Annotated in this window: 16 protein-coding genes; 8 read left to right on the forward strand and 8 right to left on the reverse strand. The window is 71.3% G+C overall.

Going from position 1 to position 17,757, the window contains the following annotated elements:
• Positions 1 to 170: 170 nt before the first annotated feature.
• Together AAW13_RS40655 and AAW13_RS40660 are read left to right on the forward strand one after the other, a co-directional pair.
• A complete protein-coding gene (locus tag AAW13_RS40655) occupies positions 171 to 1,103 on the forward strand; it encodes an NAD-dependent epimerase/dehydratase family protein (protein ID WP_046732317.1) in 933 nt (310 codons plus the stop codon).
• Positions 1,100 to 2,062, forward strand: coding sequence for an RNA polymerase sigma-70 factor (locus AAW13_RS40660; RefSeq protein ID WP_240528905.1), 963 nt, complete (start codon positions 1,100 to 1,102; stop codon positions 2,060 to 2,062). The genes AAW13_RS40655 and AAW13_RS40660 overlap by 4 nt, the downstream gene beginning before the upstream one ends.
• Positions 2,063 to 2,073: 11 nt before the next feature.
• Here the strand turns inward: AAW13_RS40660 and AAW13_RS40665 are convergent, their stop codons facing one another.
• Together AAW13_RS40665 and AAW13_RS40670 are read right to left on the reverse strand one after the other, a co-directional pair.
• Positions 2,074 to 2,334 (reverse strand): type II toxin-antitoxin system antitoxin, encoded by a 261-nt coding sequence (locus tag AAW13_RS40665; RefSeq protein ID WP_046732316.1) that lies wholly within the window; start codon positions 2,332 to 2,334, stop codon positions 2,074 to 2,076.
• Positions 2,331 to 3,248, reverse strand: a complete 918-nt coding sequence (locus tag AAW13_RS40670) for an SPFH domain-containing protein (protein WP_046732315.1) — start codon at positions 3,246 to 3,248, stop codon at positions 2,331 to 2,333. The genes AAW13_RS40665 and AAW13_RS40670 overlap by 4 nt, the downstream gene beginning before the upstream one ends.
• Before the next feature lie 264 nt (positions 3,249 to 3,512).
• Between AAW13_RS40670 and AAW13_RS40675 the strand changes: the two genes are divergently transcribed.
• A complete protein-coding gene (locus AAW13_RS40675) occupies positions 3,513 to 5,930 on the forward strand; it encodes a transglycosylase domain-containing protein (RefSeq protein ID WP_046732314.1) in 2,418 nt (805 codons plus the stop codon).
• 91 nt (positions 5,931 to 6,021) lie between these two features.
• Here the strand turns inward: AAW13_RS40675 and AAW13_RS40680 are convergent, their stop codons facing one another.
• The 3 genes from AAW13_RS40680 to AAW13_RS40690 all read right to left on the reverse strand — a co-directional run bounded on the left by AAW13_RS40680 (position 6,022) and on the right by AAW13_RS40690 (position 10,602).
• The gene (locus tag AAW13_RS40680) at positions 6,022 to 8,100 is read right to left on the reverse strand and encodes a SpoIIE family protein phosphatase (RefSeq protein WP_046732313.1); all 2,079 of its coding nucleotides are present in this window, start codon (positions 8,098 to 8,100) and stop codon (positions 6,022 to 6,024) included.
• Between the two features lie 318 nt (positions 8,101 to 8,418).
• Positions 8,419 to 9,132, reverse strand: a complete 714-nt coding sequence (gene fomD, locus AAW13_RS40685; protein ID WP_079179165.1) for a cytidylyl-2-hydroxypropylphosphonate hydrolase — start codon at positions 9,130 to 9,132, stop codon at positions 8,419 to 8,421.
• An 84-nt stretch (positions 9,133 to 9,216) separates the two neighbouring features.
• Positions 9,217 to 10,602: a class II fumarate hydratase gene (locus tag AAW13_RS40690; RefSeq protein WP_046732311.1), complete on the reverse strand. Its 1,386-nt coding sequence runs from the start codon at positions 10,600 to 10,602 to the stop codon at positions 9,217 to 9,219.
• 184 nt (positions 10,603 to 10,786) lie between these two features.
• Here AAW13_RS40690 and AAW13_RS40695 point away from each other — a divergent pair, with 184 nt between their 5' ends.
• On the forward strand, positions 10,787 to 11,152 hold the full coding sequence (locus AAW13_RS40695) for a hypothetical protein (protein ID WP_046732310.1): 366 nt from the start codon (positions 10,787 to 10,789) through the stop codon (positions 11,150 to 11,152).
• A 94-nt stretch (positions 11,153 to 11,246) separates the two neighbouring features.
• On the opposite strand, the gene AAW13_RS40700 is transcribed toward AAW13_RS40695, so the two are convergent.
• Entirely contained in the window at positions 11,247 to 11,624 is a 378-nt protein-coding gene (locus tag AAW13_RS40700) for a peptidase inhibitor family I36 protein (RefSeq protein WP_046732309.1), read from the reverse strand.
• Positions 11,625 to 11,762: 138 nt separating this feature from the next.
• Between AAW13_RS40700 and AAW13_RS40705 the strand changes: the two genes are divergently transcribed.
• Positions 11,763 to 12,767, forward strand: a complete 1,005-nt coding sequence (locus AAW13_RS40705) for an ArsR/SmtB family transcription factor (protein WP_046732308.1) — start codon at positions 11,763 to 11,765, stop codon at positions 12,765 to 12,767.
• Positions 12,768 to 12,839: 72 nt separating this feature from the next.
• On the opposite strand, the gene AAW13_RS40710 is transcribed toward AAW13_RS40705, so the two are convergent.
• Positions 12,840 to 14,513 carry a fumarate hydratase gene (locus AAW13_RS40710; RefSeq protein ID WP_046732307.1) on the reverse strand — a complete coding sequence of 558 codons (1,674 nt, stop codon included), beginning with the start codon at positions 14,511 to 14,513 and terminating at the stop codon, positions 12,840 to 12,842.
• Between the two features lie 168 nt (positions 14,514 to 14,681).
• Between AAW13_RS40710 and AAW13_RS40715 the strand changes: the two genes are divergently transcribed.
• Both AAW13_RS40715 and AAW13_RS40720 read left to right on the forward strand, forming a co-directional pair.
• The gene (locus AAW13_RS40715) at positions 14,682 to 15,383 is read left to right on the forward strand and encodes a DUF1707 SHOCT-like domain-containing protein (protein WP_046732306.1); all 702 of its coding nucleotides are present in this window, start codon (positions 14,682 to 14,684) and stop codon (positions 15,381 to 15,383) included.
• Between the two features lie 152 nt (positions 15,384 to 15,535).
• Complete coding sequence (locus tag AAW13_RS40720) at positions 15,536 to 15,919, forward strand: WhiB family transcriptional regulator (protein WP_071659851.1); 384 nt, start codon at positions 15,536 to 15,538, stop codon at positions 15,917 to 15,919.
• Positions 15,920 to 16,062: 143 nt separating this feature from the next.
• Here the strand turns inward: AAW13_RS40720 and glpX are convergent, their stop codons facing one another.
• Entirely contained in the window at positions 16,063 to 17,100 is a 1,038-nt protein-coding gene (gene glpX, locus AAW13_RS40725; protein WP_046732304.1) for a class II fructose-bisphosphatase, read from the reverse strand.
• Positions 17,101 to 17,226: 126 nt separating this feature from the next.
• Between glpX and AAW13_RS40730 the strand changes: the two genes are divergently transcribed.
• Complete coding sequence (locus AAW13_RS40730) at positions 17,227 to 17,751, forward strand: DUF4245 domain-containing protein (RefSeq protein ID WP_046732303.1); 525 nt, start codon at positions 17,227 to 17,229, stop codon at positions 17,749 to 17,751.
• Positions 17,752 to 17,757 lie beyond the last annotated feature (6 nt).

Raw genomic sequence — 17,757 nt, forward strand, 5'->3', positions numbered from 1 at the left:
CGCGTGATGTATACGCGCAGTGTGCAGATGATGGCCCGCTGTGCGCCCGCTGTGTCTTCGCGCAGGTGGCGGCTGATTGTCACGGTTCTGCGACAGCGCGATGTCACAACCGGGCGGGTCCGTCCCGTCTCTGGTGCGAGTCGGTTTCTCGTACCTGGAAGGGGAACGCCGTGCGGGTGTTCGTGGCGGGTGGCAGCGGGGTCCTGGGACGGCGGCTGGTGCCGCGGCTGGTGGCGCGGGGGCATCGGGTGACGGCCACCACGACCGGTGCGGCCAAGCTGGAGCTGCTCAGGGGGATGGGCGCCGAGGGCGTGGTGATGGACGGGCTCGACGCGCTGTCGGTCGGGGCGGCGGTGGCCGAGGCCCAGCCGGACGTCATCGTCCACCAGCTGACCGCGATCTCCATGGCGCACGCGGGCAAGCCCGACATCCGGCGCCCCGACCGCTGGTTCGCGCTCACCAACCGGCTGCGCACCGAGGGTACGGACCATCTGCTCGCCGCCGCCGAGGCGACCGGCGTGCCCCACTTCGTCGCCCAGGGCCACGCCAGCTGGAACGGTATCCGCGAGGGCGGCTGGGTGAAGACGGAGGAGGACCCGCTGGACCTGATGCCCGGCACGGCCGCGCACCGGGGGATGCTGGCGCTGCGCCATCTGGAGGAGGCGGTCCTCGGCGCGGGCGGGGCGGTCCTGCGCTACGGCGCCTTCTACGGGCCGGGCGCCATCGACGACCAGGTCGAGCTGATCCGCAGACGCCAGTACCCGCTGGTCGGGCGGGCCACCGGGTACAGCTCCTGGATCCACCTGGACGACGCGGCGCGCGCGACCGTCCTGGCCGTGGAGCAGCAGGCGCAAGGCGTCTTCAACATCGTCGACGACGACCCGGCGCCGGCCGCGGAGTGGCTGCCGTATCTCGCCGAGTGCGCGGGGGCCAGGCCGCCGCTGCGGATACCGGTGTGGCTGGCCCGCCTGCTCGCCGGCGAACAGGCGGTCGTCATCATGACCGAGGGCCGCGGCTTCTCCAACGCCAAGGCCAGACGCGACCTCGGCTGGGAACCCCGCCATCCCTCCTGGCGCCAGGGCTTCAAGGAGGAACTGGCGTGAGCGCCACGGAGAAGGGCCACGGCGGGGCCGGCGCGAGCGCCGTGGAGGAGTTCGAGGAGTTGCGGCCGCTGCTCTTCGCCATCTCGTACCGCATCCTGGGCAGTGTCAGCGAGGCCGAGGACGCCGTCCAGGACACCTGGCTGCGCTGGACGTCGGTGCCGACCCGGCCCACGTCGACCCGGGCCTACCTCTCCGCCGTCGTCACCCGCGTCTCCATCGACGTGCTGCGCTCCGCCCGGGTACGGCGGGAGGAGTACGTCGGCTCCTGGTTCCCCGAGCCGCTGCTGACCGACCCCTACGAGGACCCGGAGCGCGCCGCCCAGCTGGCCGACTCCGTCTCGATGGCGGCCCTGCTGCTCCTGGAGCGGCTCACCCCTCTGGAGCGGGCCGTGTTCGTGCTCCGCGAGGTGTTCGGCTTCGCCTTCGGTGAGGTCGCCGCGGCCGTGGGCCGCTCGGAGGCGGCCTGCCGGCAGCTCGCCGTCCGGGCCCGCCGCCACATGGACGCCGGGCGTCCCCGCTTCGAGGCCGACCGCAGGGAGCGCGAGGAACTCGCCGGGCGCTTCTTCGAGGCGTTCCGCGCGGGAGACGTGGCCGGGCTGCGGGAACTGCTGGCGGCCGACGTGCAGATGTCGGGGGACGCGGGCGGCAAGGCGCCACTGTGGGGCGAGGGCCCGCTGCTGGGTGCCGAGAACGTGACCGAGGTGCTCGCCGTGCTGACAGTCCGGCTGTCCGCCATGGGCGTCGTCCTGCGGCGGCGGCGGGTCAACGCCCAGCCGGGCGCGGTCCTGCACGACCCGGAGGGCCGGATCCTCAGCACCATGACCCTGGACATCCTGGACGGCAGGATCCAGGCGATCCGGGGCGTGCTCAACCCCGACAAGCTGGCCCACCTCGGCCCGGTGGCGGACGCCTGGGCGCTGGCGGGCAGAGCGGACGACGGCGAGGGGCCCGCACGCTAGAACGCGCCGGTTCAGGCCGACGGTGGTCCGGGGGCGCCGCCACCCGGAGGCCGTCCCCGGCGGGGCAGGGGGCCCGCCTCGCCGGGGAGGCGGCCCGCCTCCGCGAGGGCGCGACGCAGCAGGAACTCGATCTGGGCGTTGGCCGAGCGCAGCTCGTCGCCGGCCCACCGGGCCAGCGCGTCGTACACCGACGGGTCCAGCCGCAGCAGCACCTGCTTGCGCTGCTGCGGCCGGCGCCGCGGCGCCTCCTCGGGGGAGGGCGAGTCCGTCACTGGTAGAGCGTCCCGGTGTTGAGCACCGGCTGCGGCGCCCGGTCCCCGCACAGCACCACCATCAGGTTGGACACCATCGCCGCCTTGCGCTCCTCGTCCAGTTCCACGATGTCCTGCTCGGCGATCCGCGCGAGCGCCGCCTCCACCATGCCCACCGCGCCGTCGACGATCTGCCGCCGCGCGGCCACCACCGCACCGGCCTGCTGCCGCTGGAGCATCGCCGAGGCGATCTCCGGAGCGTACGCGAGATGCGTGAAGCGCGACTCCACGATCCGCACCCCGGCCGCCTCCACCCGTGCCTGGAGCTCGACGGCCAGCTTCTCGGTGATCTCCTCGGCGTTGCCGCGCAGCGAGAGCCCGCCCTCGTCGTGCGCGTCGTACGGGTACTCGATGGCGATGTGCCGTACCGCGGTCTCGGTCTGCGTGGCGACGAACTCCGTGTAGTCGTCGACCTCGAAGACGGCCTGCGCGGTGTCCTGGACCTTCCACACCACGACCGCGGCGAGTTCGATCGGGTTGCCGTAGGCGTCGTTGACCTTGAGGACCGCGGTCTCGTGGTTGCGCACCCGGGTGGAGATCCGCGTGCGGGACGTGAACGGGTTCACCCAGCGCAGCCCGTCCTGCCGGATCGTGCCCCGGTACCGCCCGAAGAGCTGGACGACCCGCGCCTCGCCCGGCGCCACCGTGTTCAGCCCGCGCATCGCGATGACGGCGGCGAGGAAGACGAGGACACCGCCGGCGGCGAAGGCGGGGTTCACGGAGGCGGCGACGAAGAGCCCGGCGGCGGCCAGCAGCCCCACCAGGCCCAGCAGCAGCGCGAGCCCGCCGCCGATGCTGTGCGCCGTGAACTCCCGCACCCGCGGCGCGGGCATCTCGGGTACGTCGGCGGTCAGTGATGAGTCGTGAACGGACATGGGTATGGGTTCCCCCTCGAACGACGGACTGCCTAGCTCTGTTCTAGCTAAGTGATATCACTTTATCGCGTGGGGCAACCCTGCGTCTTCCCTGCTCGTCGGTTCCGTTGGACGGGGTGCTGATTGTCACGTCCGCAAAAGGCGTGATCGTGCGTCCTTTGTCATAGACAGCGGTGTTAGTTTTCTGGACTGACCTGAGCCAAGTGCTTGTGTGACAGCCGCACACACGTGTGACAGCCGAGACGAAGCGGAGCAGACGGACTCATGGGACGAGCGGAAGAGAGAAAAGCGCGGCAGCGGGGCGGCCGCCGCGCCGCGCCCCGGAACCGCACGTCCCCGCCGCCCGAGCCCGAGACGCCCGCGGCGGGCACGACCACCACGGTCGAGGCCCCGCCCGCGGCCGAGGGCGCCACCCGCGCGGAGCGCCGCAAGGCCGCCGCGAAGGCGGGCTCCGGCAAGCCCGCCGGCAAGCCGGGCAAGCCCGCCAAGGGCCGGATACGCCGGCTGTTCACCTGGAAGAAGATGCTCGGCGCGTTCCTCGGTGTCTGTCTGCTGGGCATCGGCGCCTTCGTCGCGCTCTACATGATGGTGGGCATTCCCCAGGGCAACGCGCTCGCGCAGACGCAGAGCAACGTCTACAAGTACAGCGACGGCTCGATCCTCGCCCGCAAGGGCACCGTCAACCGCGAGATCGTGGACCTGTCCAAGGTCCCCAAGGAGGTCCAGCACACCTTCGTCGCGGCCGAGAACAAGACCTTCTACAACGACAACGGCATCGACCTGAGGGGCATGGCCCGCGGTCTGTACAACACCGCGCGGGGCCGCGGCACCCAGGGCGGTTCGACGATCACCCAGCAGTACGTCAAGAACTACTACCTCGACCAGGACCAGACCGTCACGCGCAAGCTGAAGGAACTGGTCATCTCGCTCAAGGTGGACCGCGAGCGGACCAAGGACGACATCCTCGCCGGCTACATCAACACCAGCTACTACGGCCGGGGCGCGTACGGCATCCAGGCCGCCGCCCAGGCCTACTACCGCGTCGACGCCCAGGACCTCGACGTCCAGCAGGGCGCCTACCTGGCCGCGCTGCTCCAGGCGCCGAGCCAGTACGACTGGGCGGTGGCGGGTCCCGTCGGCAAGAAGCTGGTGCAGCAGCGCTGGAACTACGTCCTGGACAACATGGTCGGCCAGGGGTGGCTGGACAAGTCCAAGCGTGACGGGATGAAGTTCCCGATCCCCAAGGAGCCGAAGGCCGCCTCCGGTCTGGAGGGCCAGAAGGGCTACCTGGTCGAACTCGCCAACACCCAGCTGGAGAACCAGCTGATGAAGCAGCAGGGCATCACCCGGTCCGAGGCCGAGGCCCTGGTGGTCGACCAGGGCTGGACGATCACCCTGAACATCGACCCGAAGAAGCAGGCCAAGCTGGAGGCGGCCGTCAAGAGCCAGCTCACCAGCAAGCTCGACGGCAAGAAGCGCAAGGTCGACAAGAACGTCCAGGCCGGCGCCGTCTCCGTGGACCCGAAGACCGGCAAGATCCTCGCCCTGTACGGCGGTACGAGCTACTACGACCACTACACCGACAACGCCACCCGGGCCGACTACCAGCCGGCCTCCACCTTCAAGCCGATCATCCTCGCCTCCGCCCTGGAACACAGCGCCCAGACGCAGGACGGCAAGGACATCGACGCCAACACCCTCTACGACGGCACCAGCGGCCGTCCGGTCAAGGGCAGCGACATCGCCTTCTCACCGCCCAACGAGGACGACGCCGACTACGGCGACATCACCGTGCAGACGGCGATGAACAAGTCCGTCAACTCGGTCTTCGCGCAGATGGGTGTGGACGTCGGCATGAAGAACGTCATGGGGACCGCCGACGAACTCGGTCTGGACACCACGGGCCTCCAGGCGGTGCCCGCGATGACCCTGGGCAGCATGGGCGCGAGCCCGCTGGAGATGGCCGGGGTGTACGCCACCCTGGACAACCACGGCAAGAAGGTCACCCCGACGGTCATCGCGTCGGCCGAGAAGACCGGCCGCAAGGTGGACATACCGGACCCGATCGGTGAACAGGTCATCAGCCGCCCCGCGGCCGACCAGGTGACGTCGGTGCTGACCGGCGTGGTCGACGACGGTACGGCCAAGGTGTCGGTGGCCCAGAACCCGCTGCGCAAGGGCCAGCAGGTGGCGGGCAAGACGGGTACCTCCGACAACAACAAGTCGGCCTGGTTCACCGGCTACACACCGGACCTGGTCACCTCGGTGGGCCTGTTCGGCGAGGACGCCAAGTCCCACAACCAGGTCACGCTGACCGGCGCCACGGGCCTCATCCCCGGCACCGGCCGTATCAACGGTGGCGGCTACCCGGCACAGATCTGGGCGGCCTACACCTTCGGCGTCACCAAGAAGGCCAAGTTCGACCTGGAGACCGACCTGGGCGCGGCGGTCCAGCCGTCGCAGACCCCGTCGAAGTCGGCGACCCCCTCGGAGACGCCCTCCGAGACACCCAGCGAAACCCCGACGAAGTCGGCGACCCCGTCCCAGACCCCGTCGAAGTCCCCGACCTCGACCGCCCCGACGACCTCCCCGCCGGCCACGACGAACGAGCCGTCACTGCCGGTGGAGACCCCGACGGACGGCGACACGAACAACCCGCTCGACCCGGCCGACGACCAGTAGGGCGACGCCACCGCAGGTGGGCCGGGGAATGCCCCGGCCCACCTCGAGCCCTACGGCACCTCGAGCCCTACGGCGCCACGACCCCACGCTCCTACCGGTTCAGCTCGAACCAGACGACCTTCCCGGTGCTGAGCCGGGTCGCTCCCCACCGTCTGGCCAGTCTGTTGACGAGGTACAGCCCGCGGCCCCCCTCGTCCGTCGCCCGGGCCTGCCGCAGCCGCGGCAGCTGGGGCACGTCGTCGCCGACCTCGCACCGCAGGACGTCGGTTCGCAGCAGCCGCAGCGTCACCGGCCGTGAGGCGTACCGCACCGCGTTGGTGACCACCTCGCTCACCAGCAGCTCCACGGAGTCGGACAGCTCCTCGAGCCCCCAGCGGGCCAGTGCCCGCCGCGCGAGCCGCCGGGCCCGGCCGGGTGCCGCGTCCTCCGGCTCCAGGAACCAGTACGCCACGTCGCTCGGCGCGATCCCGTCGAACCGGGCGGCGAGCAGCGCGATGTCGTCGTCCCGGTCGCCCGGCCCGAGCATGTCGAGGACCTCGTCGCAGAGAGCCTCCAGCGGCGGCGGATGGTCCGGTCCGGTCAACTGCGCGGTCGCGGCGAGCTTCTCCCGCAGCTGCTCTATCCCGGTCCACACGTCCCGCAGCCGGGACTCCACCAGACCGTCGGTGTACAGCAGCAGCGTCGCCCCGGCGGGCGCGTCCAGCTCGACCGCCTCGAAGTCGACCCCACCGACCCCGATCGGCGCGCCCGGCGGCACCCTCAGCACCTCGGCCCGGCCGCCCAGGTGCAGCAGCACCGGCGGCGGATGCCCGGCGTTGGCGATGGTGATGCGGTGCGAGACCGGGTCGTAGACGGCGTACAGGCAGGTCGCCATGCGGTCGGTGCCGAGCCGCTGCGCCTGCTCGTCCAGGTGGTGCAGGACCTCCTGCGGCGGCAGGTCGAGACCCGCGAGGGTCTGCGCGGTGGTGCGCAACTGGCCCATGATGGCCGCCGACGTCATCGAGTGGCCCATCACGTCGCCGACGACGAGGGCGACCCGGCTGCCGGGCAGCGGGATCGCGTCGTACCAGTCACCGCCCACCCGCGCGGTCTCGGCCGCCGGCAGGTAGCGGGACGCCAGCCGCACCCCCGTCGCGCTCGGCAGGTGCTCGGGCAGCATGGTCCGCTGCAACTCGTCGGCGATGTAGGCCTCCCGGCCGTACAGCACCGCCTTGTCGATGCCGAGCGCGCTGTGCGTGGCCAGCTGCGCGGCCACCAGCAGGTCGTCGGTCTCGAACGCGAGCCGCTCCGGACGGCGCAGGAACAGCGCCGCGCCGATCACCCGGCGGCGGCCGCGCAGCGGGGCGAGGATCGCGTGCTGGGCGCCCGGGACCAGCGACTCGTTGCCCTCGCCGAGGAGTTCGGGGAGGGCGGAGCGCGCGGCGGGGGAGTCGGCGAAGACCGGCCGCACTCCCCGCAGTACCTCGTTGAGGGCACCGCCGGGGCGTACCTCGCACAGTTCCGCGGTGAGCGCGGCCAGGCCGACGTCGGCGGGGTCCGGCTCCGGGACCGGCAGCTGCGGGAAGCCGCCCTCGGTGTCCCGCTCCTCGGGGATCCGGTCGGTGCGGCGCAGCCGCAGCACCACCGGGCCGGTGGGCCGTTCGTCGCCGACCGGCAGCGGGTCGCGCAGATAGACCAGGATCGCGTCCGAGAAGGTCGGCACGGTCGCCCGGCACAGCCCCATCACGATCTCGTCGAGGTCCATGCCCCGGGCGATCCGCCGGGTCGCGGCGCCCACGAAACGCAGCCGGTCGCCGTCCCGGCGCATCGGCATGGGCCGTCCTGGCGGCAGCCCGCGTCCGCTGCGACGCTCCTGGGGGCCCGCGGCCCGCTCCTGCTCGGCGCCGGGCTGGGGCGGGATGGCCTCGGTGGGGCGCGGCCGGTGCGGATCGGGCTCAGCGCTGGTGGGCTGGGCGTGCTCGGGGCCGTTGACGGAGTGCTCCTTGGACGTGCTGGTACCAGGGCCGGAGGGCGTCTCACCCGCGCGGGCCTGCGCGGGTAACGCCGTGGCGCCGGCTGGAGGGGGCGGTGTCTGGGCCTGGGGCTGCGGGGAACGCAGGAGCGCCCCGCGGGTCTGAGCGGGGTCGGCGCCCGGCTGGGGGCGCTCGTAGGAGGTGGGGTGCTCCGTCACGCGAGTCGAATCCGTCCGTCCGGGGCTGCGCGCCGGGCACGCAGGTGGTCCCGCCGAAAGTCCGATACCCGGATTAGCTGCCCCAGGAACGGAATTCCGGCGTGGCTGGAGGCTGTTCCTGTGCCACCGGCGAACGATCTGCGGCCCGCGTACCGTTCGCCCGTGCTGCCCTCGTACCCCTCGCTCACGTCCTGCCGCCCCTCGGTGACGTTCGGTCAAGCCCGGAGCATGGTCCGGGAGTTGCACGCGACACGTTTGATCGACGCGCCCTTGCGGAGGACGATCCTACGGTTGTGGACCGGGGGCGCATCAAGGGTCTCATGAGGACACGTGCGCGGGCGTACGGTCCCAGTCCTCCGGCAGCGACGGTACCGCCCAGGCCGGGTCGGGCCGCCAGTGCTGCCAGCCGTCCGAGAACGGCGGCTCCCAGGCCCGGACCGCCTCGGCCGCGGCCAGGCCCGCGGCCCGCGCCGACGCGGCCTTCGCCGGGCCCATCAGGCCGTCCCGCTGGGCCTGCGCGAACTCGTCCTCGTCGAGCCACTCCCAGCTCCGGTCGGGGTGCACGGAGATGTCCAGGAAGTAGTCCTCCGAGTCCACCCCGCCGTCCCAACGGGCCAGCGGCTGCTCCAGATTGACGTACCAGTTCTTGAAGTGCCAGCCCGGCTCCCAGAACAGCCACACCGACCAGGGCTCGCCGGGCCTGGCCAGCTTCAGCACCCCGGTGCCCAGCCAGTGGCCGTGTCCCACGGTCCGCGGCCTGGTGTACCGGGACTCCAGCGGCTCCTCGCGCACCGACGAGCCGTCGGTGTACACGGGCTTGACGCATTCCGTACCGGGCGCCAGCCACACGGCCAGCAGCTCCGCGTCGTCCCGTACGACGGTGACGGGGCGCGCGATGTGGAAGCCGGGCCCGGCGTTCTCCCGGTACCGCCACAGGATCTGGCTCCCGGGAGTCCAGAAACCGCTCCCGTTCCCGGTCGCGCCACCCGTTTCCCCGCGCCTCACGCGTCTCACCGCTCCACCGTCTGCCATGCACAGATATTAGGTGCCACAGGCATACGACGCTGCGGTGGACGTCACGGTTCTCGCCGGGCGGCGCGAACTGTTCGCACCCGGTTACGGCCGTGTCATCCGCAGGACATCCAGCGCCTCGTCGAGCTGTCCGACGGTCAGGTCGCCCTTCTCCACGTACCCGCCCTCCAGGACGACCTGACGGATCGTCTTGCGTTCCGCCAGCGCCTTCTTGGCCACCTTGGCGGCCTCCTCGTAGCCGATGTACTTGTTGAGCGGGGTGACCACGGACGGCGACGACTCGGCGTACTCCCGGGCGCGTTCCCGGTTCGCGGTGATGCCGTCGACCGTCCGGTCGGCCAGCAGCCGCGACACGTTGGCGAGCAGCCGCACCGACTCCAGCACGTTCTTCGCGATGACCGGGAGCATCACGTTGAGCTCGAAGTTGCCGGCCGCACCGGCGAACGCGATCGTCTGGTCGTTCCCGATGACCTGGGCCGACACCATCAACACCGCTTCGGGGACGACCGGGTTGACCTTCCCCGGCATGATCGAGGAACCCGGCTGGAGGTCGGGCAGGGCGATCTCGGCGAGTCCGGTCCGCGGCCCCGAGGCCATCCACCGCAGATCGTTGGCGATCTTCGTCAGGCCGACCGCGACGGTCCGCAGCTGCCCGCTGGTCTCGACGATCCCGTCCCGCGCGCCCTGCGCCTCGAAGTGGTCGCGGGCCTCGGTGAACGGCAGCCCGGTCACCCGCGCCACCTCCGCGATCACGGCGGCGGAGAAGCCGGGCGGGGTGTTGATCCCGGTGCCCACCGCGGTCCCGCCCAGCGGCAGCTCCGCGAGCCGGGGCAGCGAGGCGCGCAGCCGCTCGACGCCGTACCGCACCTGAGCGGCGTACCCGCCGAACTCCTGTCCGAGGGTCACCGGCGTGGCGTCCATGAGGTGGGTCCGCCCGGACTTCACGACGTCCGCGAACTCCTCGGACTTCCCGGTCAGGGCGTCGGCGAGGTGTTCGAGCGCCGGGATCAGGTCCCGGGTGACGGCGGCGGTGGCGGCGATGTGGAGGGAGGACGGGAACACGTCGTTGGACGACTGCGAGGCGTTGACGTGGTCGTTCGGGTGGACGTCCCGCCCGAGCCGCTCGGTGGCGAGCGTGGCGATGACCTCGTTGGTGTTCATGTTCGAGGAGGTCCCGGAGCCCGTCTGGAAGACGTCCACGGGGAACTGCTCGTCCCAGCGCCCCTCGGCGACCTCCGCAGCCGCCTCCTCGATCGCTTGGGCCAGGTCCTTGTCGATCACCCCCAGCTCGGCGTTCACCTTGGCCGCCGCGCCCTTGATCCGGGCCAGCGCCTCGATGTGCGCACGCTCGATCCGCTGCCCGGAGACGGGGAAGTTCTCGACGGCCCGCTGCGTCTGGGCCCGCCACTTGGCGTGGGCGGGGACCCGGACCTCGCCCATGGAGTCGTGTTCGATGCGGTAGTCGCTCATGCCCTTGTCAGCGATCGGGGCGCGGTGGTTGTTCCGGACCGTGGGCCCATTGGCACCACCGGCGTCACCGGGTCGGGGGACCGGACCCCCGGCCGCCGGGCGGAACACAGCGGATAAATGTGACTATCAGCCCAAGATGGTGGGCGATTCCCGCTGTCACCAAGGCTGGCAGGAGGACCGATCGATGCACTTCACTCCCAAGGGTCTGCTCGGCGCCGTCGCGGCGGTGTCCATAGGCACGGCGACCCTGCTGGGCGCGGGCGCCGGCACCGCCGGAGCCGCGGGCAGGGTCCACTGCGACCACGCCGAACGGCCCGTCTGGAGCGGCGACCCCAGCCGCAACCTGACGGCCCGCGGCTGCGACCTGCCGTCCGGCGAGCGCCGCTGGTACCGCGTCGAGGTCGACGACCTGGTGGAGGCCCACCACACGACGGACTATCTGAACGGCCCGGTCGACCGGACCGAGAAGCTGCACGACAGGACCATCAGGTGCATGGGCTTCATCGCCGACGGCCCCACGGTGAACTGGTTCGGCTGCGTGCCGCACTGAGCCGCGCCGACCCGTGGAACGGGCCCGGGCCCGGCCGCCGGGCCGGCCCCGGGCCCGGCGGGGCGCCGCCCCCAGGCGCCCGGCGGGGTGAAGGTCAGCAGACCCACTTGTTGGACTTGATGTACATGGCCGCGCTCTGGGATCCCTTGGTCCCCCTCGCGTCGACTCCGGAGTCCCCCGTGTAGTTCTTCCCCGCGTACCACCGGAAGTCGCAGGAAGCGCCGTGGTTGTACCACGACTTGAAGTTCTGGAAGACCGAGTACACGGTCAGGTCCGCGTTGTTCCCCGCGACCTGCTGCCGGTGCCCGGTGTAGTTCTCCCCGGACCAGACGCAGTAGTAGCCCGACGGACAGTCCGACGCCGCCGACGGGGAGTTCTGTGCCGCACTGGCTCCGCCCGCGCCTCCGGCCAGCAGGCCCCCGGTCAGCGCGACGCTCCCGGCGACGGCCGCGAACTTCCTGTTCATGCGCATGCTGTTACCCCCTTCGAGGCACTTGTGCGTCCGTTGTGGACGTGGTCTGACAAGTGCCGAAAGAAGACTGGCCCGAGCGGGGAAACCCCGGCAACGTCTTCCCAGAGCGGTGGGAAGACGGAGGCGGGAAGGCGCTGCATGCTTCGGATCCACTTCACCAGCGACGATCTGGCGCGCATCCGGATGGTCCCGGCGCCCGACCCGCTGTGGGAGGTGCTGCTCAGCTCGTACCGGCTGCGCCATCCGAGCGGGGCGGTGTACTTCGGAGCCTGGCGGCGGACGGTCGCGACCCGCCTGTCACCCTCGGCGCGGCTGCTGGCCGCGCTCGCTCCGCCGACCGGTTACGCCGTCGACTTCCTGACCCCGCCGGGCGCGGGCCCGGCACCGGCGGCGGGCCTGGATGCCCTGCGGCGGACGCCGCGCACGCGACTGCGCAGGGACCTGGAGGAACTGCACCACCGCCACCCCGCCCGCCCGCTGCCCGCCTGGACACGTGGGCTGGCCGAAGGTGATCCGGGGGCCGTGTCGGCGCTCTCCGACGCGGTCGCCGCGTACTTCGCGGCGGCGCTCGAACCGTTCTGGCCGCGGGTACGGCGGCAGGTGCAGCGGGACCACGAGTGGCGGACCCGTGCCCTCGACACGACCGGGTGGGAGGGAGTGCTCGCCACCCTGCATCCGTCCGCGACCTGGCACTACCCCGTGCTCGAACTCGCCTTCCCCGCCGACCACGACGTCCACCTCGACGGCCGTGGCCTGACGTTGCAGCCGTCGTTCTTCTGCTGGGGCGCGCCCACGACGTTCCTGGACACGGGACTTCCGCCGGTCCTGGTGTACCCCGTCGAACGCAGCCTCGACTGGTCGGAGACGCCGCACCCGCCCGGGCGGCAGGCCGTGGCCGCGTTGCTGGGCAGGACGCGGGCGCGCGTCCTGGAGGTCGTCGCGACAGCGGCCTGCACCACGACCCAGCTCTCCGAACGCGCGCACGTGCCCATCCAGACGGCCAGCCACCAGGCGGCGGTGCTGCGCGAGGCGAACCTGATCCACAGCCGGCGCCACCGCAACACCGTGGTCCACACGGTCACGGCCCTGGGAGCGGCACTGCTCCACGGCGAGTCCGGTCCGCCGCCCTTCCTGACGCAGTGATCCCGAGCCGCGGGAACGGCGGAGCCCCCGGCGGTGACGCGCCAGGGGCTCTGCTCGGGTGCCGCGGCCGGATCAGCCCAGGCCCGGCCCCCGCACCGGGATGCTGGTGAACGTCGGCTGCGGCGCCGGGTCCTGGAAGAAGTCGTTGCCCTTGTCGTCGACGACGATGAACGCCGGGAAGTCCTCGACCTCGATCTTCCAGACCGCCTCCATGCCGAGTTCCTCGTACTCGACGACCTCGACCTTCTTGATGCAGTCCTGGGCGAGCCGCGCGGCCGGACCGCCGATGGAGCCGAGGTAGAAGCCGCCGTGCGCGTCGCAGGCGTCGGTGACCTGCTTGGAGCGGTTGCCCTTGGCGAGCATCACCTTGGAGCCGCCCGCCGCCTGGAACTGCTCCACGTAGGAGTCCATCCGGCCGGCCGTGGTGGGGCCGAAGGAGCCGGACGCGTAGCCCTCGGGGGTCTTGGCCGGGCCCGCGTAGTAGACCGGGTGGTCCTTCAGGTACTGCGGCATCTCCTCGCCCGCGTCCAGCCGCTCCTTGATCTTGGCGTGCGCGATGTCACGGGCGACGACCAGCGGGCCCGTGAGCGAGAGGCGGGTCTTCACCGGGTACTTGGTCAGCTCGGCGAGGATGTCGTCCATCGGCTGGTTGAGATCGATGCGCACGACGTCCTCGTCGGAGGAGTCGAGGTGCTCGTCGGTGGTCTCCGGCAGGAACCGCGCCGGGTCCGTCTCCAGCTGCTCCAGGAAGACGCCCTCCGCGGTGATCTTCGCGACGGCCTGGCGGTCCGCGGAGCAGGACACGGCGATGGCGACCGGGCAGGACGCGCCGTGCCGCGGCAGCCGCACCACCCGCACGTCGTGGCAGAAGTACTTGCCGCCGAACTGCGCGCCGATGCCGATCCGCTGCGTCAGCTCGAAGACCTTCTGCTCCAGGTCCTTGTCCCGGAAGCCGTGCCCGAGCTCCGAGCCCTCCGCCGGGATCTCGTCCAGGTAGTGGGCGGAGGCGTACTTCGCGGTCTTCAGCGCGAACTCCGCCGACGTGCCGCCGACGACGATCGCCAGGTGGTACGGCGGGCAGGCGGCCGTGCCGAGGGAGCGGATCTTCTCCTCCAGGAACTTCATCATGGAGGCCTCGTTCAGGACGGCCTTCGTCTCCTGGTACAGGAACGACTTGTTGGCCGAGCCGCCGCCCTTCGCCATGAAGAGGAACTTGTAGGCGCCGCCGTCGGTGGCGTAGAGCTCGATCTGGGCCGGCAGGTTCGACCCGGTGTTCTTCTCCTCCCACATGGTGAGCGGAGCCATCTGCGAGTAACGCAGGTTGAGGTTGAGGTAGGCGTCGTAGATGCCGCGGCTCAGCGCCGCCTCGTCGCCGCCCTCGGTCAGCACGTTCTGCCCGCGCTTGCCCATGACGATCGCGGTGCCGGTGTCCTGGCACATGGGCAGCACACCCGCCGCCGCGATGTTCGCGTTCTTCAGCAGGTCGAGCGCGACGAACTTGTCGTTGCCCGACGCCTCCGGGTCGTCGATGATCCGGCGCAGCTGGGCGAGGTGGGCGGGACGCAGGTAGTGCTGGATGTCGTGGATCGCCTCCTCGGCGAGCTTGCGCAGCGCCTCCGGCTCCACCTTGAGGAACGTCCGCCCGTCCGGTCCCTCGACGGTGGACACGCCCTCCGAGGTCACCAGCCGGTACGGGGTGGTGTCCTCACCCTGGGGGAGCAGATCGGTGTACGCGAACTCAGGCATCTCAGCCCATTCCTCACTCTGACGGACGGCCGCCCGCCGACGCTGGCGGGCGCTGTCCAGCGTAGAACCTGCGACTGACACGGAACCTGTGAGGTAAGGCTCAGTTCGACACGCCCGGGTCGCCCCGACCCCTAGTCGCGATCTATCGCGTTTCGGTACCCTGCTGCCGTGGACCTTCAGAAGCAGACCGTTCAGGGGTACGCCGGAGCGCCGGCCGCCGAGCTGCGCGCCTCGGACGCCGACCGTGACCGCATCGCCGACATCCTGCGGGAGGCCCTCGCCGAGGGGCGCCTGACCGCCGACGAGCACGCCGAGCGCGTGGAGGGGGTGCTGAACGCCAAGACGGTGGGCGAGCTGGAGGTCTTCATACGGGATCTGCCGGCGGCCCACGCCCGCCCGGCCGCCCCCGCCTACACGCCGGTGCCGCCCCGGCCGACGCCCGGCGCGATCCCGGTGGAGGCGGACGCCAACGTGGTGGCCGTCTTCAGCAGCGCCCGCCGCCGCGGCCGCTGGCGGGCGGGCCGCCGGTTGCACGCGTACGCGGTGTTCGGCTCCGTCGAGATCGACCTCACCGAGGCGATCTTCGAGTACCAGCAGGTCGTCATCAAGGCGTTCTCGGTCTTCGGGGACGTCCAGATCAGGGTCCCGGAGAACGTGTCGCTGCGCGGCACCGGCGGCGGTGTGCTGGGCAACTTCGAGGCCGACACGCTGGATTCGGTCGACCCCGACGCGCCGGTCGTCTACGTCGACGGATGGGCCGTCCTCGGCAACGTGGAGGCGCGGCCGAAGCGCGGGAAGTTCATCGAGGACATCCTGGACCGGGTGCACGACAAGGTCGACCGGAAGCTGCGCAAACACCTGGACCGTTGACGGTCGCGAATCGGCACTGGTCCGGCGGCGCCCGGGGGCATGAACTGGCCGCCGCGCCACGGCTGTTGAGGACGCTGTGCATAGGCCCGCGCACAGCGGGTAGGCCTTGCTGCATCGTCTCTCGCTCGCGAAGCCGTCGTCAGGAGTAGACCGTGCTGCAACCGCCGCATTCGTCCCTGCAGGTAGCTGCCGTGCCGGCCCAGCGGGTGCCAGTGCGTGACAGGGACCAGGACGCGCCCTGGCACACCGAGGCGGTGTGCCGGCGCGACGAGGCAGGCCTGTTCTTCGCACCGTCCAAGGAACCCACCGCCGCCCGGCTGTCCCGGGAGGAGGCGGCCAAGCGGGTCTGCGCGCGCTGTCCGGTCATGGTCGAGTGCCGTGAACACGCCCTGCTCCAGCCGGAGCCCTACGGGGTCTGGGGCGGCCTCACGGCGGCGGAACGCCGGGTGGTCCTGGCGCGGCGCAGGCGCCGCGACCTGGAACTGAAGAAGGCGGCCCGAGCGACCGCGGCGAACCGCATACCCCAGGCAGGCTGACGAAAAGGCGCCCTCTCCGCACAGAGGGCGCCTTCTGACGTGCCCGGCTTTTTCGATGCCCCGTAAGGGGCGAGGGGAACCGCGCGACCAGCCACCACGCACCCGTGGTCGCCGACGCGCCCGCACCCCCCTCCCCTTGGGCGCTACTTCGCCTTGTCGAAATCGATCGTGCTGTACGCCCGCAGCTTGCGCAGCCGGTGCTCGGAGTCGATCCGCCGTACCGTCCCCGACTTCGACCGCATCACGATCGACTCGGTCAGCGCGGTCTCCGACCGGTACCGCACACCCCGCAGCAGCTCGCCGTCGGTGATGCCGGTCGCGACGAAGAACACGTTCTCGCCGGTCACCAGGTCCTCGGTGGTCAGCACCCGGTCCAGGTCGTGCCCGGCGTCGATCGCCCGCTGCCGCTCCTCGTCGTCCTTGGGCCACAGCTTGCCCTGGATCGTCCCGCCCAGGCACTTCACCGCGCACGCCGAGATGATGCCCTCCGGCGTACCGCCGATGCCGAGCAGCATGTCGACGCCCGTGCCCTCGCGCAGCGCGTAGATCGACCCGGCGACGTCACCGTCGGAGATCAGCTTGATGCGCGCGCCGGCCTCCCGGATCTCCTTGATGATCCCTTCGTGCCGCGGCCGGTCCAGGATGACGACGGTGACACCCTCCGGAGAGGACCGTTTCGCCTTGGCGACCCGGCGGATGTTGACGGAGATGGGCGCGTTGATGTCGACGAAGTCCGCCGCGTCCGGGCCGGTGACCAGTTTGTCCATGTAGAACACGGCGGACGGGTCGAACATGGCCCCGCGCTCGGCGGCGGCCAGCACGGAGATCGCGTTGGGCATGCCCTTCGCGGTCAGCGTCGTCCCGTCGATCGGGTCGACGGCGATGTCGACCTCGGGCCCGGTGCCGTCGCCGACACGCTCTCCGTTGAAGAGCATCGGGGCCTCGTCCTTCTCGCCCTCGCCGATGACGACCACGCCGTTCATCGACACGGTGGAGACGAGGGTCCGCATCGCGCGCACGGCGGCGCCGTCGGCGCCGTTCTTGTCGCCGCGGCCCACCCAGCGTCCCGCGGCCATCGCGGCGGCCTCGGTCACCCGGACGAGCTCCAGGGCGAGGTTGCGGTCGGGGGCTTCGGAGGGGACATCGAGCTCGGACGGCAGGTGATGATGATTCTCGGTCATCGGAGCGCACCTTTCTGATACGACGACGGCCGGATGAGGGTTCTCCGTCGACTCTATCGTCAGGCTGACAAAATGAGCAGGGGACCCCACGGATGAGCGCACGGGGCACCTGCGACGATAGGGGGCGTGGCAGGCACGAACGGCAAGCAGAAGACGGTCCGGGACATGATTCTCTCCCTGGCCCTGATCGGTCTCGCGGCGGGCTTCATCTACCTTCTGGTCCCGCACGACGATCACGCTCCCGACCTCCCGAGGGTGGACTACCGGGTCGAGCTGCTGACGGCACGGCGCGCCGCGGCCTACCCGGTCGCCGCGCCCGAGGGCCTGCCGGGCGACTGGAAGGCCACGTCGGTCCGTTTCCAGGGTGAGAACGGCGACCGCTGGCACCTCGGGTACCAGACCCCCGACGGTCAGTACGTGCAGATCGAACAGTCCACTCAGAAGCCCTCGGACTTCATCACCGACGCGAGCCAGGGCGCCACGGCCACGAAGACGGCCCAGAAGATCGGCGACCGCACCTGGACCCACTACACGGGCGGCCGGTACGACGCGCTGGTCCTGGACGGCACCCGCGGTTCGACCACGGTGGTGGCCGGCACGGCGTCCTTCGCCCGGCTGACCGAGATGGCCGCGGCACTGCGGATGTCCTGAGGCGTG

The sequence above is a fragment of the Streptomyces humi genome, assembly GCF_001005085.2.
Classification (GTDB): domain Bacteria; phylum Actinomycetota; class Actinomycetes; order Streptomycetales; family Streptomycetaceae; genus Streptomyces; species Streptomyces humi.

Bases quoted from the DNA above. Each gene is read 5' to 3' on its own strand.
- AAW13_RS40705 (WP_046732308.1), top strand. From the start codon at position 11,763: ATGCTTCGGATCCACTTCACCAGCGACGATCTGGCGCGCATCCGGATG.
- fomD (WP_079179165.1), bottom strand. From the start codon at position 9,132: ATGGCAGACGGTGGAGCGGTGAGACGCGTGAGGCGCGGGGAAACGGGT.
- AAW13_RS40700 (WP_046732309.1), bottom strand. From the start codon at position 11,624: ATGCGCATGAACAGGAAGTTCGCGGCCGTCGCCGGGAGCGTCGCGCTG.
- AAW13_RS40695 (WP_046732310.1), top strand. From the start codon at position 10,787: ATGCACTTCACTCCCAAGGGTCTGCTCGGCGCCGTCGCGGCGGTGTCC.
- glpX (WP_046732304.1), bottom strand. From the start codon at position 17,100: ATGACCGAGAATCATCATCACCTGCCGTCCGAGCTCGATGTCCCCTCC.
- AAW13_RS40670 (WP_046732315.1), bottom strand. From the start codon at position 3,248: ATGTCCGTTCACGACTCATCACTGACCGCCGACGTACCCGAGATGCCC.
- AAW13_RS40710 (WP_046732307.1), bottom strand. From the start codon at position 14,513: ATGCCTGAGTTCGCGTACACCGATCTGCTCCCCCAGGGTGAGGACACC.
- AAW13_RS40690 (WP_046732311.1), bottom strand. From the start codon at position 10,602: ATGAGCGACTACCGCATCGAACACGACTCCATGGGCGAGGTCCGGGTC.
- AAW13_RS40675 (WP_046732314.1), top strand. From the start codon at position 3,513: ATGGGACGAGCGGAAGAGAGAAAAGCGCGGCAGCGGGGCGGCCGCCGC.